Annotated in this window: 13 protein-coding genes and 4 pseudogenes; 5 read left to right on the forward strand and 12 right to left on the reverse strand. The window is 47.7% G+C overall.

Features of this window, described 5'->3' with window-relative positions:
- Positions 1–114: 114 nt before the first annotated feature.
- A pseudogene (locus H6F51_03645) lies at positions 115–582 on the reverse strand (response regulator).
- A 224-nt stretch (positions 583–806) separates the two neighbouring features.
- Here H6F51_03645 and H6F51_03650 point away from each other — a divergent pair.
- From H6F51_03650 to H6F51_03660, 3 genes and pseudogenes are all read left to right on the forward strand, one after another.
- The gene (locus H6F51_03650) at positions 807–1,625 is read left to right on the forward strand and encodes a hypothetical protein (protein MBD1821597.1); all 819 of its coding nucleotides are present in this window, start codon (positions 807–809) and stop codon (positions 1,623–1,625) included.
- 152 nt (positions 1,626–1,777) lie between these two features.
- Positions 1,778–2,489: pseudogene (locus H6F51_03655) on the forward strand (IS6 family transposase).
- 157 nt (positions 2,490–2,646) lie between these two features.
- Entirely contained in the window at positions 2,647–3,186 is a 540-nt protein-coding gene (locus tag H6F51_03660; protein ID MBD1821598.1) for a hypothetical protein, read from the forward strand.
- 277 nt (positions 3,187–3,463) lie between these two features.
- Here H6F51_03660 and H6F51_03665 read toward each other — a convergent pair whose 3' ends face one another.
- From H6F51_03665 to H6F51_03695, 7 genes are read right to left on the reverse strand one after another with little or no spacing between them, the layout of a single operon-like run.
- Positions 3,464–5,272, reverse strand: coding sequence for an IucA/IucC family siderophore biosynthesis protein (locus tag H6F51_03665; protein MBD1821599.1), 1,809 nt, complete (start codon positions 5,270–5,272; stop codon positions 3,464–3,466).
- Positions 5,273–5,289: 17 nt separating this feature from the next.
- Complete coding sequence (locus H6F51_03670) at positions 5,290–6,474, reverse strand: MFS transporter (protein MBD1821600.1); 1,185 nt, start codon at positions 6,472–6,474, stop codon at positions 5,290–5,292.
- Positions 6,471–7,766: a lysine N(6)-hydroxylase/L-ornithine N(5)-oxygenase family protein gene (locus tag H6F51_03675; protein MBD1821601.1), complete on the reverse strand. Its 1,296-nt coding sequence runs from the start codon at positions 7,764–7,766 to the stop codon at positions 6,471–6,473. The genes H6F51_03670 and H6F51_03675 overlap by 4 nt, the downstream gene beginning before the upstream one ends.
- Positions 7,766–8,341: an acetyltransferase gene (locus H6F51_03680; GenBank protein ID MBD1821602.1), complete on the reverse strand. Its 576-nt coding sequence runs from the start codon at positions 8,339–8,341 to the stop codon at positions 7,766–7,768. The genes H6F51_03675 and H6F51_03680 overlap by 1 nt, the downstream gene beginning before the upstream one ends.
- Positions 8,331–10,199 carry an IucA/IucC family siderophore biosynthesis protein gene (locus H6F51_03685; protein ID MBD1821603.1) on the reverse strand — a complete coding sequence of 623 codons (1,869 nt, stop codon included), beginning with the start codon at positions 10,197–10,199 and terminating at the stop codon, positions 8,331–8,333. The genes H6F51_03680 and H6F51_03685 overlap by 11 nt, the downstream gene beginning before the upstream one ends.
- The gene (locus H6F51_03690; protein ID MBD1821604.1) at positions 10,199–11,707 is read right to left on the reverse strand and encodes an aspartate aminotransferase family protein; all 1,509 of its coding nucleotides are present in this window, start codon (positions 11,705–11,707) and stop codon (positions 10,199–10,201) included. Before H6F51_03690 ends, H6F51_03685 begins: the two co-directional genes overlap by 1 nt.
- Positions 11,708–11,743: 36 nt before the next feature.
- Positions 11,744–13,177: an aspartate aminotransferase family protein gene (locus H6F51_03695; protein ID MBD1821605.1), complete on the reverse strand. Its 1,434-nt coding sequence runs from the start codon at positions 13,175–13,177 to the stop codon at positions 11,744–11,746.
- Between the two features lie 871 nt (positions 13,178–14,048).
- Between H6F51_03695 and H6F51_03700 the strand changes: the two are divergent.
- Both H6F51_03700 and katG read left to right on the forward strand, forming a co-directional pair.
- Positions 14,049–14,769, forward strand: a pseudogene (locus H6F51_03700) (IS6 family transposase).
- Between the two features lie 248 nt (positions 14,770–15,017).
- Entirely contained in the window at positions 15,018–17,246 is a 2,229-nt protein-coding gene (katG, locus tag H6F51_03705; protein ID MBD1821606.1) for a catalase/peroxidase HPI, read from the forward strand.
- A 20-nt stretch (positions 17,247–17,266) separates the two neighbouring features.
- Here the strand turns inward: katG and H6F51_03710 are convergent, their stop codons facing one another.
- The 4 genes and pseudogenes from H6F51_03710 to H6F51_03725 form a co-directional block, all read right to left on the reverse strand.
- Complete coding sequence (locus H6F51_03710; GenBank protein ID MBD1821607.1) at positions 17,267–17,440, reverse strand: hypothetical protein; 174 nt, start codon at positions 17,438–17,440, stop codon at positions 17,267–17,269.
- The gene (locus H6F51_03715; GenBank protein ID MBD1821608.1) at positions 17,424–18,023 is read right to left on the reverse strand and encodes a tyrosine-type recombinase/integrase; all 600 of its coding nucleotides are present in this window, start codon (positions 18,021–18,023) and stop codon (positions 17,424–17,426) included. Before H6F51_03715 ends, H6F51_03710 begins: the two co-directional genes overlap by 17 nt.
- 161 nt (positions 18,024–18,184) lie before the next feature.
- Complete coding sequence (locus H6F51_03720) at positions 18,185–19,096, reverse strand: IS982 family transposase (GenBank protein ID MBD1821609.1); 912 nt, start codon at positions 19,094–19,096, stop codon at positions 18,185–18,187.
- An 83-nt stretch (positions 19,097–19,179) separates the two neighbouring features.
- Positions 19,180–19,493, reverse strand: a pseudogene (locus tag H6F51_03725) (iron chelate uptake ABC transporter family permease subunit).
- Between the last annotated feature and the right edge of the window lie 301 nt (positions 19,494–19,794).

Below are 19,794 nucleotides of genomic sequence, written 5' to 3' on the forward strand. Positions count from 1 at the left end.
AGATTGGCGGGAGATTACGTGTGTGAAAGATGCTGCATAAACTTGAGCGAGACTGACGATTAAGGGAGTTACAGTGCTTAAATTTAAATACTTCCGGTTAAGTTGATAGTGCCCTTTCCGCCCATAGTGTTGCGGATCGCGAACTTGGCTGTAGAGTTTGCCATCGGAGAACGTTCCTGCTCCGCCTTCGCCAAACTGGGCATTTGATTCTGGATTAAAGTCAGCTCTCTTTTTCCAAAAGCCAAATGTATCTGCCGTGCGATCTCGGACTTGTTTCCCCCGCTCCAGCAGAATCGGGCGAAATCCCATCCGCGCCAGCATCAGTCCGGTCATCAACAAAATCGGGGTTGCACATCGACGATCGCGGAGCCGTTGACACAGCGAAATTCCGTCGAGCTTGGGCAAATCTACATCGAGCAAAATCAAGTCATAAGCAGTACATTCAGCCGATTCCCAGCCGATCGCGCCATCTTCCGCAATATCCACTGCATAGTGTTGTTCCTTGAGCGATCGAGCGACCACATCTGCGATCGCAGAATCATCTTCAACAATCAAAACTCGCATCGGCAAACCCAAAATCATACACTAACGGAATTGTAAAATGGTTCGCTCCATGCCTCCAAGAGGCATAACACAATGCAACAAATTTCACGGTTCCCCTAGTTCTCCTCGATCTGCCGATAAAATCCAACTCAGTTTGGAAGTGCAATCCGACTCTAAACCCATCACCAGTAACATTCACCATGATGAACAAATTTAAATCTTTACCTTTGCTACTTCTATCAGTCGCATCAATCAACGTACCAATGGTCAATATTGCTGCCCATTCTGCTGAACCCAGTGTTTTCCTAACGGCTGAAAACAAAGCGCTCAACCGCTCAGATGTTAATCAGGTGATTGCTTTCTTTGAATGGGCATTTGGAGCCAAATTTACAACTGAACAGCGCGATGAATATTATTCAATTAAATCAAATGAGTTTGAAAATGATCCGGTAGGCACTAAAAAAGGCATTGATGATGTCATCGCGAACTACAGAGAAGCGATTACGGAGCCTGAAGCAGAACAGAACCGGATTCGACAAAGATTTAACAAAGGATTTGTCGAGCAATTGCGGCAGTTACCCAACGATGCGGAAGCCAAACTTCTCTTGTCAGTGTATGAAGCTGCCAGTTCCAATAACACAGCAAGCCAATCAGACGACTCATCGAGCGGCGTTGGGGGCATCTCCTCGATCGTCGGAAAATGGGTATGGGCGCAAACCGGGAGCAGCACTTACACTCAGGGGGGCGCATACCTAGGAGGAAACGCCTCACGATTTACGTACCAATTCAAGCCCAATGGCACGGTTGAATACACAGGAATTATGAACATCATGAGCGGTGGTTGCAACCAGCAGGTGTTCCAATCCCGCAAAGGAAAAGTCAGCTTGAATGGCAGTACGATGACGATTAAATGGTCTCCCGGACGTTTTACTCGCGACTTCTCCTGCGATCGTGCAAACAATTACACAAAAACGGTGCCTGCTGAAAGCACAAAGTATCAAGTCAGATTAAAAACCGATTTGGGTCAGAATCAGCTTTGTTTAACCAGAAAGGAAGAAACCTGTTACAGCCCAACCAACTAACACCCCGATCGCTGCGATGGAAATCAACTGCGCGGCGATTTTTTTCAGACATCTCTAAGATTTCGCCAGAGCAGAATGGTTTTACTCGCCTGTTGGTTGGGTCGCAAAAATGGTAGGGTAGGGAGGCTCAATTTTCTCTAGTTTCTCTTTAAATGGCGACTGATTCCCTGTTCAAATGGCATCACTTTCTGCCTGAAATCATCCTGCTGAACTTGCGCTGGTATTGTCGTTATTCCCTGAGCTACCGAGATTTAGAGGAGATGATGGCAGAACGAGGAGTTGCCGTGGATCATTCCACAATCAATCGCGCTCGTTTTGAAGTTTGCCCCAGAACTCGACAAACGCATTCGTCGCTTTCTCAATCCCACTAATGATTCGTGGAAAGTCGATGAAACTTACATCAAAGTGAAAGGGGAGTGGAAATACCTGTATCGAGCGGTAGACTCGGAGGGCAACACGTTGGACTTCATGCTGAGAGCGAAGCGAGACGGAAAAGCGGCGGCACGATTTTTTCGTAAAGTGTTGAAAGTGAAGCACACTCAAACGCCCCGAGTGATTACCGTCGATAAGAATGATGCCTATCCCGTGGCGATGGATGAATTGCAGGAAGATAAAACGTTAAAAGCCGAGACCGAATTACGGCAAAGCAAATATTTGAACAACGTCATTGAGCAAGACCACCGCAACATCAAACGGATTATGAAGCCGATGATAGGATTTCAGTCGTTCAACACAGCAAGAAGAACGCTACGAGAAATTGAGGCAATGGCGATGATGCGTAAAGGACAAGTGAGCGGAATCAACCAAGGGAATAGTGTATCTCAAGCAAGATTTATCAATGAACTGTTTGGAGTGATTGCCTAAAACAATACGAACGAGACCAGTCGTTTGTCACTTTAAAGTCTTTGCAACAGAACCTTTAATTGAGCACTGTACACTGAAGCAATAAACCTTCACAAATCAAACGGGTCGTATTAATTCGTCGTTGAGCAAGTTTGCAATCTGAAGCGGAGTCCAAATCATGATTCCTGTATTCGTAGCCTGTCAGAAATTCGATCCAAGCTGTGGCGATGCATGGTCAAGCTACATCAAATGGTCAGGTTTCTACCACATTCAGGAAATTGTCTCCACTGACATAATGCTCTGCCCGTCCCTAATTAGCACGCTGGTTGACGAGGATTGGAACTTCAATATCCACGCTGACAACCGCCTTCACTGCTTTCATAATTACGAATACCTAAAACGCCGAATCAGATACGATGCTTCGCGACATAACATTCTTGCCTTAACCGAACGACCCACTCATGTTCCGGCAGCAATTGACGGTTTTGCGTTCTGTGGATACGACATTCTCGACTCTGACGATGCAATCAGCGTCTTGGTCAATTGTGGCATGTTTCCATCCATCTACACGGCTGCCGACTTGAATCAATTTGGATTAGTCGATGACCTTGATCGCGTAACAAATATCGCTGAAACCATTCGTGATACCTACCCTGACGATCACCATTGTCGTAATTGTCATGTGTTCGGAATCGCGCGTTACACAGCCGCTACCTAATCGGGGTTGTTGTGTCGCAAAAAATAGTAGGTTGGAAGAGCTCAATTTTCTCTGTTTTCAATCTAAATGGCTTCCCAATCTCTGTTTAAGTGGCGACAGTTTCAGCCCGACATCATCTTGCTTAATGTGCGGGTACTGTCGCTATGGGATTGTCAAGTTAACGACTGGTTTTTGCGACACAACTGCCCCTTCTCCCGCAGGAGAAGGGAAACTGGATTCTTGCTCCCTCTTCTACGGGAGAGGGCATTCCAAGCATTTTATGGTTAATTGAGTTCTCCTACTTAGAAACAGCGAGGTCAGCGATTGTATGTAATGCATTGGTCACTTTTCCAAACGCGGCTGCATGAGGACGAGAGCCATCATCAGCGTAACCATAGGTTAATAAGCGGTTTCGATTCAGACAAAGCTTCGTAAACTGAGGTGCCAACAAGTTAAACAGTTCAAATCGCTCTTTCAATTCTGGAAAGCGACTTTGATAATTTTCAATACTTTGCCGCACTTGTAGCCAAAACCGATGTTCTGGGTAATGGTGATGAGTCTCTAGCAAATCGGACAGATAACGATGATGGCAAATAAACAAACCAGCAAAGATAAATTGACATAATCCTTCTGGTGGCTCGGTCAGTAATACCGGCTTCAATGCTTCGGGTAAAGATTCCAATTCTGGTAAAGGATGGCGACTGATATTGACATCATCAACGAAGTCTTTCATTGCAAGACGATGGGGGGCATGATTTTTCAGCACCAAAATTGTATTTTCGCCATGAGGAGAGAAGACAGTGCCGTATTGATAGAGATAGTGCAACAGCGGGGGCAGCACTGTATTGAATAATCGATCTAACCAAACTTCTAAGCTGAGTCCTGATTGTGCTACAAGTTGAGAGATAAACGTCTGACCGTTGCGATCGACATGCAGCAATGCCGCAAGCGTGATTGGACGCTCATCCGGTTCGGTGTAAGTAAGGACGCTTTCTCGCCAGAGACATCCCAGCATTTCCTTGTACTGGTAGGGAGCGCCGGATAGCTGTGTGTAGTAGGGGTGATCATAGTTAATGCTGGCGATCTCCCCAGGCAGAATCAGGCGGCATTCGTCCCGGAGGAAGGCATCGCGATCGCAAATGGATTTCACCCATTCTGTTACTTGAGGCGCAACAATGGTTCGTTCCCCTGGCAATCCCCGATAGACCAGCGTATTGAGGATGCTGAGCGGCAGCTTCACGTAGCGTTTCTTGTGCTGCGTAACATTGGCAAAGGTGCGAATCGATTGCTGAGGTAAATAGCGATCGCGACTGTGTCCTAAAGGAACGATTGCGTGATTCGCTACTTCTTCGATAAACAGTGGGATGATGATATTCTTCCACTGCCATTCGTGGACTGGGAGGAAATAGTACTCCTCAGCTTGCAAATTCCGCAACTTTAATTGCATTTCAAATTCTGCAAGCGTTCCTTCCAATTCTTCCTGAATCAGAGTCGAGTACTCTAGTCCAGTCACCGCAGCAAATTGAGCACGATCTCGCTTCACAGCAATCCAGAATAACTGAATTTCTTGTTTTTGTTCGGGAGCATAGGCTAAATAGTCGTCATAGCCAAATCCAATGCGTCCCTTGTTAAAGGTAATCCAGGGATGTCCCTCCATCTCCCCTTCCACTTGCGGATACTCTAAGTTGATGAGATCAACTGCTTGAGTTTCCTTTGCCGCATGAATGTGAGCATCAGCAAGCAGCGTATTGCTCAATTCCTTCAACAAATGAGCTGTCGTTTCGGCGGTCATGCCAATCTGAGTATGAGAATCCATCACGAATTGCAGGGGATTGAAAGCAGGGACATAGCTATTCCCTTCCCGTCGTTGAATCGATTCTGGAAACACCCGATAACTGTCAAATAGCCGGGGTTTAGCCTCAAAGCGGTAAGCCACCCCTTCAGGCAGAGAAAGTTGATAAAGATGTGTTTCTCCAGTGCTGAGGAGTTCTGGTTGAATCATTTCCTCATACATGAATTCAGAGAGCATTTTTGCTAGAAGCGCACTGCCGACAGCCTGCCAATGCGGTGTGGTCAATGCCCGTTCTAAAGTCTGTAACTGATTCATTGTGAAAACTCCTAAAATTACGGTTGGAAAGACAAAGACAATTTGCGAAAAACTGTGAATCGAACCAATAGAAAATTAGCCACACAAACGATCGCAGCAACCAGAAGCGGAGCGGCTAAATTGTAAGAACTTACAAGCCAGGAGGCGATTAACGGTGCTGCGAGATTTCCAACATTGGCAAACGAAGTGGCTAGGCTGTAATTAAAATGAAGCCGGTTTACAGCGCTATTGCTGAATAGCTTCAGTTCTAGAGCGGCTTGTGTGACTGCTAAGCAGAATCCATAGACGATTCGAGCCAATATCAGAACAACAGCCTGCTGTGTCCAGCCTTGAACAAACAAGCTGACAGATAGAAGACACAAGCCAACTAAATAGATAGAAGGCAGGCGTTTTGGAATGCAAGCAGAGCGAATGTACGGTAAAGCAACAACTGCGGTCACACTGGGAATTAGAAAGAGCAGACTACTCGATAGTAGATTCAGGCTAAAGGGCGCGGCGATGACATATTCTGTGAAATAAGGACGTACGAGATTATTGGCAAGTTGGAAAGTGAGAATCGCACTGCCGATCGCAAGAATAAAGCCCGTTTGATTCCCGCTTGTTGAAGGCTGGCTAGCTTCCTGGATGTCCGGACGTTGCGTGGAAACTCCTCGTAAGCAATACAGGCAGAGACCGAGCTGCAAAATGTCTGCCGCTGCAATCCAGTAAAACAAAAACAACGGAGCTTCCAAATCAACCATCCAAGCCCCAGCGATCGTCGCTGCAATGATCGCCCCATGAAAGACAGCTTGATAGGTGCCTGCAACTGCTGCTCGTTTAGCTTCACCTGCCAGTTGAATAATCAAAGGATACACCAGTAAATAGCTACTTTTGCAAGCGAGCAGCAAAACTGTGTAGATGAGGAACTGATCCGCCGTTGTGGAAGTTCCCATGAACGCAGTCATGATCGCAGTTCCAAGCTGACCGATATAGAGCAGATGTTTGACTTCAAATCGCCGCGCAAGAACTCCCCAAAGCGGAGAACAGACCACTACCGTTAAACGGCAAATAAAGATGTAGTATCCGGTATAGGCAATGTCCTCAATCTCAAAAACCTTGCGAAAAAACTGAGGATAAAACGGTGAAAGCAATACCTCATTGAATATTGCTAAAAACACGCAGAGAAACAGGACACTCGATACAATTTGCGATCGCTGTTTCATGCTGCGATCCCAAACTGTTGAAAGACATTGCGGCTATGAGTAGGATAGACTGTTTTACCCGCAAGGGTGTTGATGATCACAGAATTTCGGTAAGCGCCTAACCCCAAATCCGGTGCGCCAACTCCATGCGTATGCAATTCACTATTCTGAACAAAGATCTGATTGGGAATATCCTGAGTCAGTTCAAGTCGATAGTCCAGCTTGACGCTGTAGCGCTCTTGCTCATCCCATTCAATCAAAGAGCGAATCCCTTCAATACAGTTTGGAATTGCATGATGGTAGCCGGTTGCGAGAATGATGCAGTTTGTCTCATGAGAAAAGCGATCGTCCTGTTGCCGATGCCGATAGCCTAGCCGATAAGAATCGCCAATCTTTTCTACTTCCTTGACTTCCACTGAGGAAAGTAACTGCACCTTCGGTTGATTGCCTGCGATCGACCGTTGATACAACAGATCGTAGATATCCGCGATCGTGCTAAAGCTAATTCCCTTGTAAAGTAACCCCTGTTGGGTCAGAACTTGGTCGCGACGCTCCGGTGGTAAATTATGGAAATAGTGAATATAGTCAGGCGAAAAATGTTCTAAGCCCAGCTTGGAATATTCCATTGGGAAAAAGCCAGGAGAACGGGTGTGCCAATTGAGCTGATAGCCAGAGGTTTCTTGCTCCTGCAATAGCTCGTAAAACACCTCAGCCGCGCTTTGACCTGAACCAATGACCGTAATGGAGTCATATTCACGGCAGCGATCGCGGTGCTGCAAGAAATTGGCTGAGTGAAAAACGGTATCTGATAGGAAGCTTTGCAAACAAGACGGCACGGATGGAATGCTGCCGACTCCCAAGACTAGATTGCGGCAATAGTAAGAGCGAGTTTTTTGCGAAGCAACATCGAATACTTGAACCCCAAAGCAGTCATTCTGCCAGGAAATCGCCTCGACTCGCTGACCAAATCGGCAACTTGGCAACTGTTCCGCAACCCACTGACAGTAATGGTTGTACTCCTGCCGCAGAATGTGAAAATGCTCCAGAAAGTAGAAGTGGTAAAGTCGAGATTGGGCTTTGAGATAGCTCAGAAAACTAAAGCGGCTACTCGGATCAGCCATAGTGACTAAATCGGCTAGAAACGGAACTTGAATCGTCGCGCCCTCAAGCAGCAAACCGGGATGCCATTGAAATTGTGGTTTTTGTTCTAGGAATAGCGCATTAATTTCTGACACTGGCTCTAAAAGTGCCGCCAAGCCTAGATTAAAGGGGCCAATTCCGACACCAATCACATCAAAAACGGGTTCAGACATTATTTCGACCTCTCAAAGAAACGGTGCCGTTCGCAAAACATCAGCGCGGCTCGTTTGTCCGGTAATTCAATTTCTGTTTGAAATTCAAAACCGCAGCGTTCAAATACATGAATCATTTTGTGATTGCGAATATCCGGTTCAGCAATAATTTTCTGCGTTTCAGGCTGTTGAAACTGAAACGTAACCATTGCCCGCAACAAAGGCAGTGCATAGCCTTTACCCAGGAATTCGGGTGGACCGATTAATAAATGAATTCCCTGATCGGCAGGCTGCGCCGGATAGCACTGAGCAACAACGTCATCTGCAGCCCAGTAGGACTCCCAATAACTCATGGGCACATTGTTGAGGCAACCCATATAAAGCGTTTGGTGTGGATCAGCGATCGCGCGTTCTAAATGCGCTTGCATTCTCTCTAGATCAAACGCCAGTTTCCAAAAGGGAACCACGTGAGGTTGATTCATCCAGCAGTGAATGCGTGATAGATCTTGCTGCAACTCCACTGGACGAAAAGCAATAGATTGATTAATGCTGGAATCGTGAATTTCGTAAGCGTATTGCAGCGTGTTAGATGGCATAGCTCTCATCAGAATACAACGGATTGTCGATTTCTACGTAGACAGACTGTGTAGAGACAGGGCCTACCAATTCATCTAGATTGTGGAATCTTGTCAGTAAATTCGCTTTGCAGCGCAACTGCTTTTGGCACAGAAGAGTTTGTAAGAGCGTAGAGCACCCTTGATCCGCAGTAGATTGCTTGATCAACTCATTGCGCAATTCGCTGAGTAGCGATCGCTCATCAACCAGTCTGGCAACACCGAATGCATTAATCAGCCCAAACAGATTATTAATGAATAGGTAATACCCTAGCCGTTCATCAATCACTGCATCATCGCAAATCGTTTGGCTTTTCTCGCTAATTCCAGGAAGCAGTTGATTGAGGTGCGAATGAAACGATTTTCGGTAGTAATACCCTTGGTTGTCTCGGTAAAAGAAGTGGTGAGGGTAACCATCTTGCAATTGCAATACGCTGTTTTGCTGATGGGCTTCGATTCCAATGCCGTGGGTAAAGTAGAGCCATAAGATTGGCTCTAGAGATATCTTCAGATAGCGACGGAACCAGTCTAAACTCACTGCATCAGTGGAACGCCCTTCGCGCTGCGCCAACTGGTGGATAATCTCAGACAGCCGAGACCCTTCGCCTGAAATAGAATCTTGGCACAAAGCAATGAGACAAGTTGCATCAGCCTCAGAGCTGGCTGGGAAAGGATTTTCTCGCAGAATCGTAGCGAAGCCGTCTACAGGCTGATCATCAATTTTTAAGGTGATATAAGCAGGGTCGCGAATGATCGTGAAATTGGAGCAGCGATCGCGCAATTCTTGACCAATCACGCCAGACAAAAGTTGATGAACCTCGATGCTGCGTTCTAGCTCTTTGTACAAGTTAGTACGAACTGAGTTCGTAATTTTAATGTTCAAGGATAGCTTCAGCATGAACGCTGTTTCTGGGTGATAGACCGTGCGAATCGAAGAAGTAGGTTGATAATTACGTCCTTGTGATCCCAGATCTTGCAACAGTCCGGTACGCAATAAGTCCTGAACTGCGAGTTGTTGTTTCAAGAAAATTGCTTGCCAAGGATGGACGGGTAGCAATGCATACTCATCTTCCTGGCAGTAAGCTGTTTTGAATTCATCCTTAATAGATGCATCGGACAAAAGTTCCTGCTTAATTAGCGCTGTAGCCGTTTGAGATAACGCTGAACCTTCTTGAACAATTGATCGATGAACTCGAAAATAATGTAACGGAAAGTGCCCTTGTAATTCGGGTGAGTACAGGAATAATTCCTCTTCAGAAAACCCTTGTCGGCTCTTAGGTGTAGGATGCAAATGATGCCCAAAAATCAGGGCTTGTTCGGTGTCAATAAATGCACTCCGAAATGCATAAAGCATTTCAGCCTGCTGTCGCCGCTCTTGAACAAATTGTTCAATATTGCTACAGCTTTGAATGACACGCATCATGAGTTCAGCTTGATGGTCATGGCTACCATTCATCAAAGCGAGTTCTTTGGCGATCAGAGCAACCAGCGTGACGTAATCAAGCTCTAATTTAGAACCGTCTAAAGTTTGAGAATAAACTGGAAAGCAAAATAGATGTCGTCCAGTCGGCGACCAGTAACGTAAGCCAATGAGCAAATCAACACATTGATGCTTTAAGGGGATGCGGATCAGCGATCGAGCGCCCTCGCGACTGAATGTTTCAAGTAGAACTGCATCGAGCTTAGAGCAAGATAAATCCACCATTTCAATGGCTTTACAGGTTCCAATTTCCCGTAGATAACAGTTTAGAAAGCTTTGAATTGTAACCTGTTCAGCAACTTGCTTATCGGTACGAGTCAGAGAACGCGTTGCAGGTTTAATCAGTGTGTTTTCTGTCATTAAATTCTCTCCAATACTTGACCTAACTGTTTAATCGAGTCTAGGATTTTGCGAATGTCTGCTAGGGTCGTGCGAGGATTGAGCAGAGTAAATTTGAGATAAACGCGATCGCGAATCTTCGTTTGGGCAATCACCGCTTCTCCAGATTGCAGCAGCATGGCTCGAATCTGGCTATTAATGCGGTTATGCCAACCTTCTGATTTTTGATCTGAAACATTCTGCTGAGGATAGTAGCGGAACACAACTGCATTGATCGCGGGATGATTAGCTAATTCCAATGCTGGATCTGTACTAATCAACTGTGCTGTTGCTGTTGCTAACTCCAACGTTGTATCAATCATTTCTGCAAATTGTTGCCGTCCTAAGGCTTGCAGAGAGACGAACAATTTCAGGGCGTCAAACCGCCGTGTTGTCTGTACGGATTTCGTCACGAGGTCAGGAATTCCCTCAACAGCATTTGTTTCTGGGTTGAGATAGTCTGCGTGAACCTTGATGAAATTGAAGTGCGATCGATCTTTGAGCAGAAACGCACCACAGCTAATCGGTTGATAAAACAGCTTGTGAAAGTCTACCGTGATCGAATCTGCTAACTCAATTCCAGCAAGCTTATGCCGATGGCGATCGCTGAGCGCCAAAGCACCACCAAAAGCAGCATCCACATGGAACCAAAGCCCATATCGTTTCGCGCAAGCTGCTAATTCTAGCAGTGGATCAATACTACCAAAATCTGTTGTTCCAGCCGTTGCGACAATCGCGATCGGCAACAATTTCTCCGCCTGAAGCTGTTGCAATTGGCGCTCAAGTGCAATCGGACACAAGCGATACTCTGCATCCGTTTCGATTTGAATAACAGATTTCTCCCCTAATCCCAACAAAGCAGCCGCTTGCCGAATTGTAAAATGTGACGCATCCGAGCAGAGAATCCGAAAGCGATTGGCTTCTGGTGGTAGACCTTGTTGCTGAATTTGCCAATTCAAGTGTTGGCTTGCATAACGATCACGAGCCAGCAGCAATCCCATAAAGTTCGATTGTGTCCCCCCACTGGTAAAAATCCCATCTGCACCTGCACCATAACCGAATAAGCGACACAACTCATTCACCATCTGTTGTTCTAACAGAGTCGCTGCTGGGCTTTGATCCCAAGAATCCATCGATTGGTTCATGGCATTAATCAGCAACTCAGATGCCAACGCAGGAATGAGCGGCGGACAATGCAAATGAGCCATGCAATGGGAATGAGAGACGTTAACCGAATGGCTGACAACAGTTTTGCCAACATCGTTTAGAACTTGAGATAGCTCTCGTCCAAACATTGGGAAGAAATCAACCGTTGCTAAGGTTGATGCAATTTCTTCGGGAGACGCTCCGCTGTAAGCTTGAGTTTGATTGGCAAAATAGTGCAGCAACACTTCCTGTGCGGTTACGATCGCTTGATGATAAGCCGCTAGGCTCTTCGTCGAATTGGTCAGGAAGTGAGCATCAAATTGGGTTGATTGAGCATTGATCATCCACACACCTCAAGGCGTATCAATAGTTAAACTGAATTACAGGAATTGTTCTACGGCTGCTTTTACGCCCCGCTCGAAAATCTCACTAATGCTGTCAATCTGCTCGGCAGTGACAATTAACGGCGGCAAAAAGCGGATCACGCTACTGTGCCGTCCTCCAATCTCGATGATTAGACCTCGGCGCAAACATTCAGCTTGAATGCAACTCGCAAGTTGAGAATATGCAGGATAGCTACCGCACCGATTCGCCGCGATCGCTGGATTTACAATCTCAACTCCAACCATCAATCCTCGTCCCCGCACTTCACCTAGGCAGGGGAAATCAGACTGAATTTGACGCAAGTGTGCCATCAAGCGATCGCCCATTTTAGTAGCATGGTCTGACAGACGATTCTCTACGATGTACCGTAAAGTTGCAGTTCCGGCTGCCATCGCTAGCTGATTTCCTCGGAACGTACCAGCATGAGCGCCCGGCGCCCATTGATCTAACGCTTCATCATACAACACAACCGACAAGGGCAAACTTCCCCCGATCGCTTTCGACAATAACAACACATCTGGCATGATTCCAGAATGCTCAAAGGCATAAAGCTTACCTGTCCGACCTAACCCAGATTGAATCTCATCAACAATGAGTGGAATATTGCGATCGCGAGTCAGACTGCGAATTTGACGAAGCCATTCATCTGGAGCCGGAATCACGCCACCTTCACCCTGCACGATTTCTAAAATCATTGCCGCAGGTGACACAATACCACTTTCTGGATCATCTAACAGTGATTCAATATAGTGACTACTCATATGATGTCCTGCCTCTCCACCTAACCCAAACGGACAGCGATAGGCATAGGGATAAGGCAGAAAATGCACGTCTGGCATTAGTCCTGATACTGCTTGTTTAGCCTTCAGATTTCCGGTCAGACTTAAAGCGCCATGCGTCATGCCATGATAGCCACCTTGGAATGACAACACGCTGCGCCGTCCAGTTGCAGTTTTTACGAGTTTGAGCGCAGCTTCAACAGCATCTGCCCCAGAGGGGCCACAGAACTGGATCTTCGCCTTCCGAGCAAATTCACCTGGCAAACTCGCAAACAGTTCTTCGACGAAGGTATCTTTGATGGGAGTCGTGAGATCCAGGGTATGCAAGGGCAGATTGGTATCTAAAGCCTCTCGCATTGCTGCCAGTACAGCAGGGTGATTATGACCAAGCGCCAAGCTGCCAGCGCCCGCTAAGCAGTCAAAATAGAGATTGCCATCGACATCCTTGATGTAAATTCCTTTCGCTTCGCGAATGGCTAAATGAATCCGACGAGGATAACTTCTAGCGTTCGATTCTCGTTGTTGTTGTCGATCGAGATAGCGTTTTGAAAGCGGCCCGGGTAGGGTAATGTTTTGTGCGCCAGGTGCAGCATGTCCGTCTTGAAAACCGGATTCTAAGATACTGGGTGCTGAAGATGAAAGCGACACCATCAAGTCTTGAGCATTAGAGAGAGACACATCACGAATCGGTTGCATTGTCCGATACCTCTAAACATTTACTTTGCGAATACTTTTCTAGCCATCAAGCTACATGTAGATCAATGACATAACTTTGATCTGACTTAGTAAAATCATTCGTTTATTTTGAAGAGTGAAATAGTTTGAGTTGCTCAAGCACTCTTCCTAGTATTAGCCCAGCTATTGATAGAGGAATAGAACCAGCCTGACTAGGGTGGAAGGATTGAGCCCATCTCTGGTACTCGAGGTTTAAGTAAATCCTCAAACACTCGCGAATACATAGTCGTTATGACAACTCTACTTAAACGAACTCCAAATTTGCTGAATTTTTGCTGTTTGGTACAAGTTAATGCGATTGATTTTCATTAACAACTACTGTCCACATAAGTTAACACTTCTTTGCTGTTTGGTGCAAGTTAATGCGATTGATTTTCATTAATAACTACTGTCTGGATAAGTTAGCACTTCTTTTGCAGTGATGCAAGGTCTGTCAGCATTAGGTTTTCTCCAATTTGCTGAGATTATGCCTGCAACTTGATAAGACTTGCTTGCAAAAAAGCTCTTGCTTTATTAGGAATATGTATCCTATCCTCTTAGTGAGACTATTTTTCAATAAATTAATTGAGTTGCTTTCTCGATCGTGATTTCTCAGGCTGAATTACTGCTTCAGTCTCCTAGGAAGTTCTTCTGGCATTGTCAACTTAACCAGGGATGTTCAAAATTAAGAACGACAATCCTTGAACATTCAGCGTTGCTCAATGTTACACAGCAATTTTCAAGCACGTGATTTCCCGCCGGTACTGTCAGGTTAACTGAAGTGTAGAATAATCGCACTGATTCAACGTTGCCTGCTTGCCCATGTACTCCCGTCATCGCTTTCGGGAGCGAAATTATTAGCTATTGTGTCTGGCTCTATTACACTTTCCCTTTGAGCTACCGGGACATCGAGAAAATGATGTTGGTCGCTTTCAGCGTGGCGAAGCCAACGCGGCGTCGAAGTGACCTATGAAACCATTCGGGAGTGGTGTCAGAAGTTCGGGCAGGAGTACGCGAATCAGGTGCGACGCAAGTGTCCTTATGTAACAGACAAATGGCATCTTGATGAGGTGGTGACGATTAAGAAGCAACAATACTATCTGTGGCGGGCGGTGGATGGTGAAGGAAACGTGCTGGATGTCCTACTGCAACGCCATCGAGACACCGAGGCAGCGAAGCGATTCTTCCGTAAGCTGCTGAAGAAACAAGGGTTCGTGCCACGGGTGATTGTCACCGACAAACTGAAAAGCTATGAAGCCGCAAAGAAACAGGTGGTGCCAAGTGTGGAGCATCGACAGCACAAGGGATTGAACAACCGGGCGGAGAACTCCCATCAGTCCACACGAGTTAGAGAAAGGCGAATGAGGCGATTCAAATCGGCCGGACAAGCGCAACGATTTCTATCAGCATTTGGACCCATCCGAGGACACTTTCACCCGAAACAACACGAACTGAGTGCAAAACGATATCGAGAACAGCTACGCTTTGAGGAGTGGCGAGAGATCGCTTGCCTGAGAATTGCTGTGTAACATTGAGCAACGCTGAATGTTCAAGGATTATTGTGCTTAAATTTGAACATACTCGGTTAAGTTGACAGTGCCCTCTTGAGCTGTTGATGTAACAGATTGCTTCAAATTACAATCTATTGTCTCGAAGCATAACGTTGATTATATTTCTCATCAATTATATTTTTCATCAATTATCCCAGTAATTACAGCTGTGCTATTTGTTTGCAGTACATCAAAAATCCACACTACAAGACTTGGCAGAAAATATTATGAGCAGCGCAAGCGGATGCCCGTTTACGGGCGGAGGTCAGAAACCTAAGGTTCGCCATATGCCGACAAACCGAGAGTGGTGGCCGCATTATTTGAATCTGAGCGTCCTCCACCAGCACTCACCCCAATCCAATCCTATGGGTGAGGAATTCAACTATGCTGAAGAGTTCAAGACGCTCGACTTAGCTGCCCTCAGGGCAGATATCTATGAGTTGATGACCACCTCTCAGGACTGGTGGCCAGCCGACTATGGCCATTATGGTCCGCTCTTCATCCGAATGGCGTGGCACAGCGCCGGCACGTATCGTATGGGCGATGGTCGCGGCGGTGCAGGCTCGGGTAGCCAACGGTTTGAGCCCCTCAACAGTTGGCCCGACAATGCCAACCTCGACAAAGCACGCATGTTGCTTTGGCCCATCAAGCAGAAATACGGTAAGAAAATCTCTTGGGCGGACCTCATGATCTTCGCTGGCAACTGTGCCCTCGAGTCGATGGGCTTCAAGACAATCGGCTTTGCCGGCGGGCGGGTGGATGTCTGGCAGCCGGAGGAGGACATTTACTGGGGTTCTGAGAAAGCCTGGCTTGGCAATGAGCGTTACGAAGAAGATCGAGTGCTGCTGAATCCCCTCGCTGCCGTTCAGATGGGTCTGATCTACGTGAACCCAGAAGGACCAGACGGTGAGCCTGATCCGATCGGTTCAGGGCGCGATATTCGCGAGACCTTTGGTCGGATGGCGATGAACGATGAGGAGACCGTCGCACTCACCGCCGGCGGGCATACCTTTGGCAAATGTCACGGTGCGGGTGAAGCGACGCACGTCGGGGCTGACCCTGGGGGTGCCACCATCATCGATCAGGGTCTCGGCTGGAAGAACGCCTTCAACACGGGTGTCGGCGTCGATGCGATCACCAGCGGGATCGAAGGCGCATGGACTCCCACACCAACACAGTGGGACAACAGCTATCTCGAAACCCTGTTCAAATATGACTGGGAGCTGACCAAGAGTCCTGCTGGCGCGTGGCAGTGGAAACCCAAGGGCGACGCTGGTGCGGGTACGGTACCCGACGCGCACGATCCGTCGAAACGGCACGCCCCGATGATGACCACGGCGGACATGGCCATGAAGATGGACCCTATCTACAACCAGATTGCGCAGCGCTATCACGATAACCCGGATGAGTTTGCAGATCAGTTCGCCAAGGCGTGGTTCAAGCTAACGCACCGAGACATGGGACCGCGATCGCGCTATCTCGGTCCGGAGGTTCCCCAGGAAGAGTTCTTGTGGCAAGATCCCATCCCCGCCGTGGATCATGACTTGATTGATGAGCAGGACATCGCCGCTCTCAAGGCCAAGATTCTTGCTGCAGGGCTGTCTGTCTCCCAACTGGTTTCGACCGCTTGGGCGTCGGCGTCAACGTTCCGCTGCTCCGACATGCGCGGTGGAGCAAACGGGGCACGCATTCGTCTCGCACCCCAGAAAGATTGGGAAGTCAACCAGCCAGAGCAGTTGGCAACAGTGCTGGAAACCCTAGAGGGAATCCAACAGGAGTTCAACCGCTCGCAGTCTAGCGGAAAGCGGGTTTCGTTCGCTGACCTGATTGTTCTGGGCGGATGCGCAGGCGTTGAACAGGCGGCGAAGACTGCTGGATACGATGTGACGGTTCCCTTTAAGCCGGGACGTACGGATGCATTGCAGGAGAAAACGGATGTTGAGTCTTTTGCCCCGCTTGAGCCGACGGCGGACGGGTTCCGCAACTACACGAGCGGCAAACACAGCGAATCGCTTGAGGAACTGCTGGTCGATCGGGCGCAATTGCTGTCCCTGACAGCCCCCCAGATGACGGTTCTCGTAGGCGGCTTGCGTGTCCTAGGTGCGAACTTTGGCGGGTCTAAACACGGCGTCTTCACCCATCGACCGGAGACGTTAACCCATGACTTCTTCGTGAACCTGCTGGACTTGGGCACGACATGGAAGGCGACCTCTGAAGATGAATACGAGTTTGAGGGGAGCGATCGCAAAACGGGTGAACAGAAGTGGACGGCTACTCGTGTTGACCTCATTTTCGGCTCAAACTCTCAACTGCGTGCCCTCGCGGAAGTCTACGGAGCTGAGGACTCGCAGCCGAAATTTGTGCAGGACTTTGTGGCAGTGTGGGACAAGGTGATGAACCTCGATCGCTATGACCTTCGCGCAGTCTCGGCGAAAAGCTCTGCAAGGGGTTTCTAAGCGTAACTTCAACTGATTACCTAATGCTCAGTTGAGGTTGCACTAATCTGCGGAAATCCTGAACGTGGGTAAAGACCATAGACAAAATGAGAGCGGCGTTTCAACTTGTCTTGAGCGCCACTCTCAGCCTTAGAAGCTGTCGGTGGCAGGTATTGCCCTTGATCGGATGCCATTCGGCTATAGTTCCAGTCCATAAATCTGAGCAATCTCCTCGGCTTGAATTCCCAGATACGCCAACGTCTGCTGCTGTGTGGCATGTCCAAAGGCTTCCATCAGCAGCGGAATGGCAGTCCCACGCTCTAGTCGCTGCCAATACCCCCAAGTCTTACGCAAGCTGTGGCTGCCATACTTGCCCTTCAATCCCACATGCTGACACCACGTTTTCACCATCGTGCTCACGGTAGGAACTGTCAGGCAGCCGCGCTTACCCTGAAACACGAACGCCTCATCGGGAAGGGAAGAGCCTGCAAGATATTGTGAGATTGCCTTAACCACTGCCCCATTCACCGTCACACTCCGAAACTTCCCGGTCTTGCTTTGCTTGACCCGCAGCACATCACCGGGTTGAAGTAGGCGCACCTGACCCATCGTGAGCGAGAGCAATTCATTGGCACGGAAGGCAGTATTGATACCCAGCACAAACAGACAAAGATCCCGTGGCTGGTCACGGAGCATTTTTTTAATTCGGTCGATCGCCTTCTTATCTCGAATCGGTTCAACCGTGAGTACTGATCCGGGGAGCGGGTGATGAGGATTTTCACCTTTCTGGAACGCCATGCCAATCTCCATTTTTTCACTAAGTTGCTACAGCATCTAGTGACTAACTTAATGAAAAAAGACAGTCCAAAAAATCAGCGAGAGCAGAAAATTGAGCTGAACACTCATCAGGGCAAGAAATACAGCGGCCAGGAGAACTAAAATCACGTGAGTTCGACGGGCTAAAAGATGGCAGGGGGCAAAGCAGATAGACCTTTTGGTTGCAAGTCGAGCGAGGGTAACTTGGGCTGATAAGTGTAAGCAATCAGTCCTGCTATCAGATTGACGAGGAAATTCCAACAACTGCGATGACGCGAATGCTCAATCTGACAAATGTTCTTGAGTTGGTCGTTGACTGACTCAATCAGCGAGCGCTTTCTCAGCAGAATCTTGTCAATCAGCTTGACGAGCTTCTGCTTCATGTTGCGCTTGCGTTTGGTGATCAGGTGCAAGCCGCGCTCGTACAGTTCTTCAAACAGCGTCTGTGAGATGTAGCCGCGATCTCCAAATAGCTTGCCGAAGAGATCTTGGGTCATTTCCGGCACCGGAGCACGGTCGTCAGTGTTCGCCGAGGTGAGCTTGAACGCTAGCAGTTCTCCGTGTTCGTTGATGATCAGATGCAATTTGAAGCCAAACTTCCAACCCGTTGAGCTTTTGCCCCAACCAACCTGATGTTTGAACAGCTTGTGGCTGTGAGCACGCGCTGGATGGCACACTTCAATTGGAGTGGAATCGACAAAGGAAATCCCAGTCATTCTGCTGCGTCGGGTCATCAGGAAGCAGCACAACAGCATCAGACACCACGGCATCAGTTCCACAAATCGACTGTAGCTGACCAGATTCGGAAACGCCTTGCGCCAATGTGGCAGCACCGTCAGGGTATAGAAATCTTTGAACGTTCTTGCCCCAGAAGCATGAAAGGCAATCACAATGGTCATCACTTCACTCAAACGCAAGCGCGAGCGACAGCGTTTTTCTCCAGGCATTGCTGGAAGTTGCGGTTGATGTGCCCATGCCCACTCAAACGTTTGACAGAAATCGTCCACGTCGCAGAATAAAGCAGTCACGTCGAGGCGCGATACGATGGGTTCCATAAGCTGAGGCTCGAAAGAATTGTTGTTACTTCTTTCAACCGTAGTCTCAGCTTTCTTTTTGCGCTACTTTGCTCTCGTCGAACTCACGTTAAAATCATCACCATGTCAAACGCTGCACTGCTATTGACGCCCAAAATATCAGGTGCAGCCAGAGGATTGTGAGTCAGTCCTTGTAGGATTGTTCCGGCAACTGCTAATGCTGCTCTGACCATTAGTGCAATTAGCGATCGAGGAACTCTCACCGTGCGGATAATCAGATGTTTGTCAAACCATCAAATGCTGTCAAGGCGGAGAAAACGGTACTTGGATGAATCTTTGCTGCTCCGAAGGTAATACTCGTCATCAAACACCCGAAGAGAATCAGCAAACATAGCGCGAATCCTATAGGCAGTAGCATTTGCGAGCGCGCCATAATTTTTTGAGAAGATTGCGCCTTCTCTCCGAGTCGTGAAGATGACTTTACCATACTCTTCATCTCCTCAAAGGATTTACAAGAATTGACGGCGACCACAAGGAGCGACAAAATCAAAAACAGGCTGAGTAAACTGAGAGACTTTCTCAATAAGATTAAGTGATTAGTTGCCATCTTGCAAGTAGAGCTGCAAGAGCTTCCAATTAACTGAATTTGGGCCCAATTGATGATTAGTTGATTCCTGCTCAGGAGATGGATTGAAACGAGCTGAGACGGGCTAGATTCT

The sequence above is a fragment of the Cyanobacteria bacterium FACHB-DQ100 genome, from assembly GCA_014695195.1.
Taxonomy (GTDB): domain Bacteria; phylum Cyanobacteriota; class Cyanobacteriia; order Leptolyngbyales; family Leptolyngbyaceae; genus Leptolyngbya.

What these genes read in the sequence shown, in the direction of transcription:
- H6F51_03650 (MBD1821597.1), top strand. Translation starts at nt 807, where the DNA reads ATGGTCAATATTGCTGCCCATTCTGCTGAACCCAGTGTTTTCCTAACG.
- H6F51_03660 (MBD1821598.1), top strand. Translation starts at nt 2,647, where the DNA reads ATGATTCCTGTATTCGTAGCCTGTCAGAAATTCGATCCAAGCTGTGGC.
- H6F51_03665 (MBD1821599.1), bottom strand. Translation starts at nt 5,272, where the DNA reads ATGAATCAGTTACAGACTTTAGAACGGGCATTGACCACACCGCATTGG.
- H6F51_03670 (MBD1821600.1), bottom strand. Translation starts at nt 6,474, where the DNA reads ATGAAACAGCGATCGCAAATTGTATCGAGTGTCCTGTTTCTCTGCGTG.
- H6F51_03675 (MBD1821601.1), bottom strand. Translation starts at nt 7,766, where the DNA reads ATGTCTGAACCCGTTTTTGATGTGATTGGTGTCGGAATTGGCCCCTTT.
- H6F51_03680 (MBD1821602.1), bottom strand. Translation starts at nt 8,341, where the DNA reads ATGCCATCTAACACGCTGCAATACGCTTACGAAATTCACGATTCCAGC.
- H6F51_03685 (MBD1821603.1), bottom strand. Translation starts at nt 10,199, where the DNA reads ATGACAGAAAACACACTGATTAAACCTGCAACGCGTTCTCTGACTCGT.
- H6F51_03690 (MBD1821604.1), bottom strand. Translation starts at nt 11,707, where the DNA reads ATGATCAATGCTCAATCAACCCAATTTGATGCTCACTTCCTGACCAAT.
- H6F51_03695 (MBD1821605.1), bottom strand. Translation starts at nt 13,177, where the DNA reads ATGGTGTCGCTTTCATCTTCAGCACCCAGTATCTTAGAATCCGGTTTT.
- katG (MBD1821606.1), top strand. Translation starts at nt 15,018, where the DNA reads ATGAGCAGCGCAAGCGGATGCCCGTTTACGGGCGGAGGTCAGAAACCT.
- H6F51_03710 (MBD1821607.1), bottom strand. Translation starts at nt 17,440, where the DNA reads ATGGACTGGAACTATAGCCGAATGGCATCCGATCAAGGGCAATACCTG.
- H6F51_03715 (MBD1821608.1), bottom strand. Translation starts at nt 18,023, where the DNA reads ATGGCGTTCCAGAAAGGTGAAAATCCTCATCACCCGCTCCCCGGATCA.
- H6F51_03720 (MBD1821609.1), bottom strand. Translation starts at nt 19,096, where the DNA reads ATGGAACCCATCGTATCGCGCCTCGACGTGACTGCTTTATTCTGCGAC.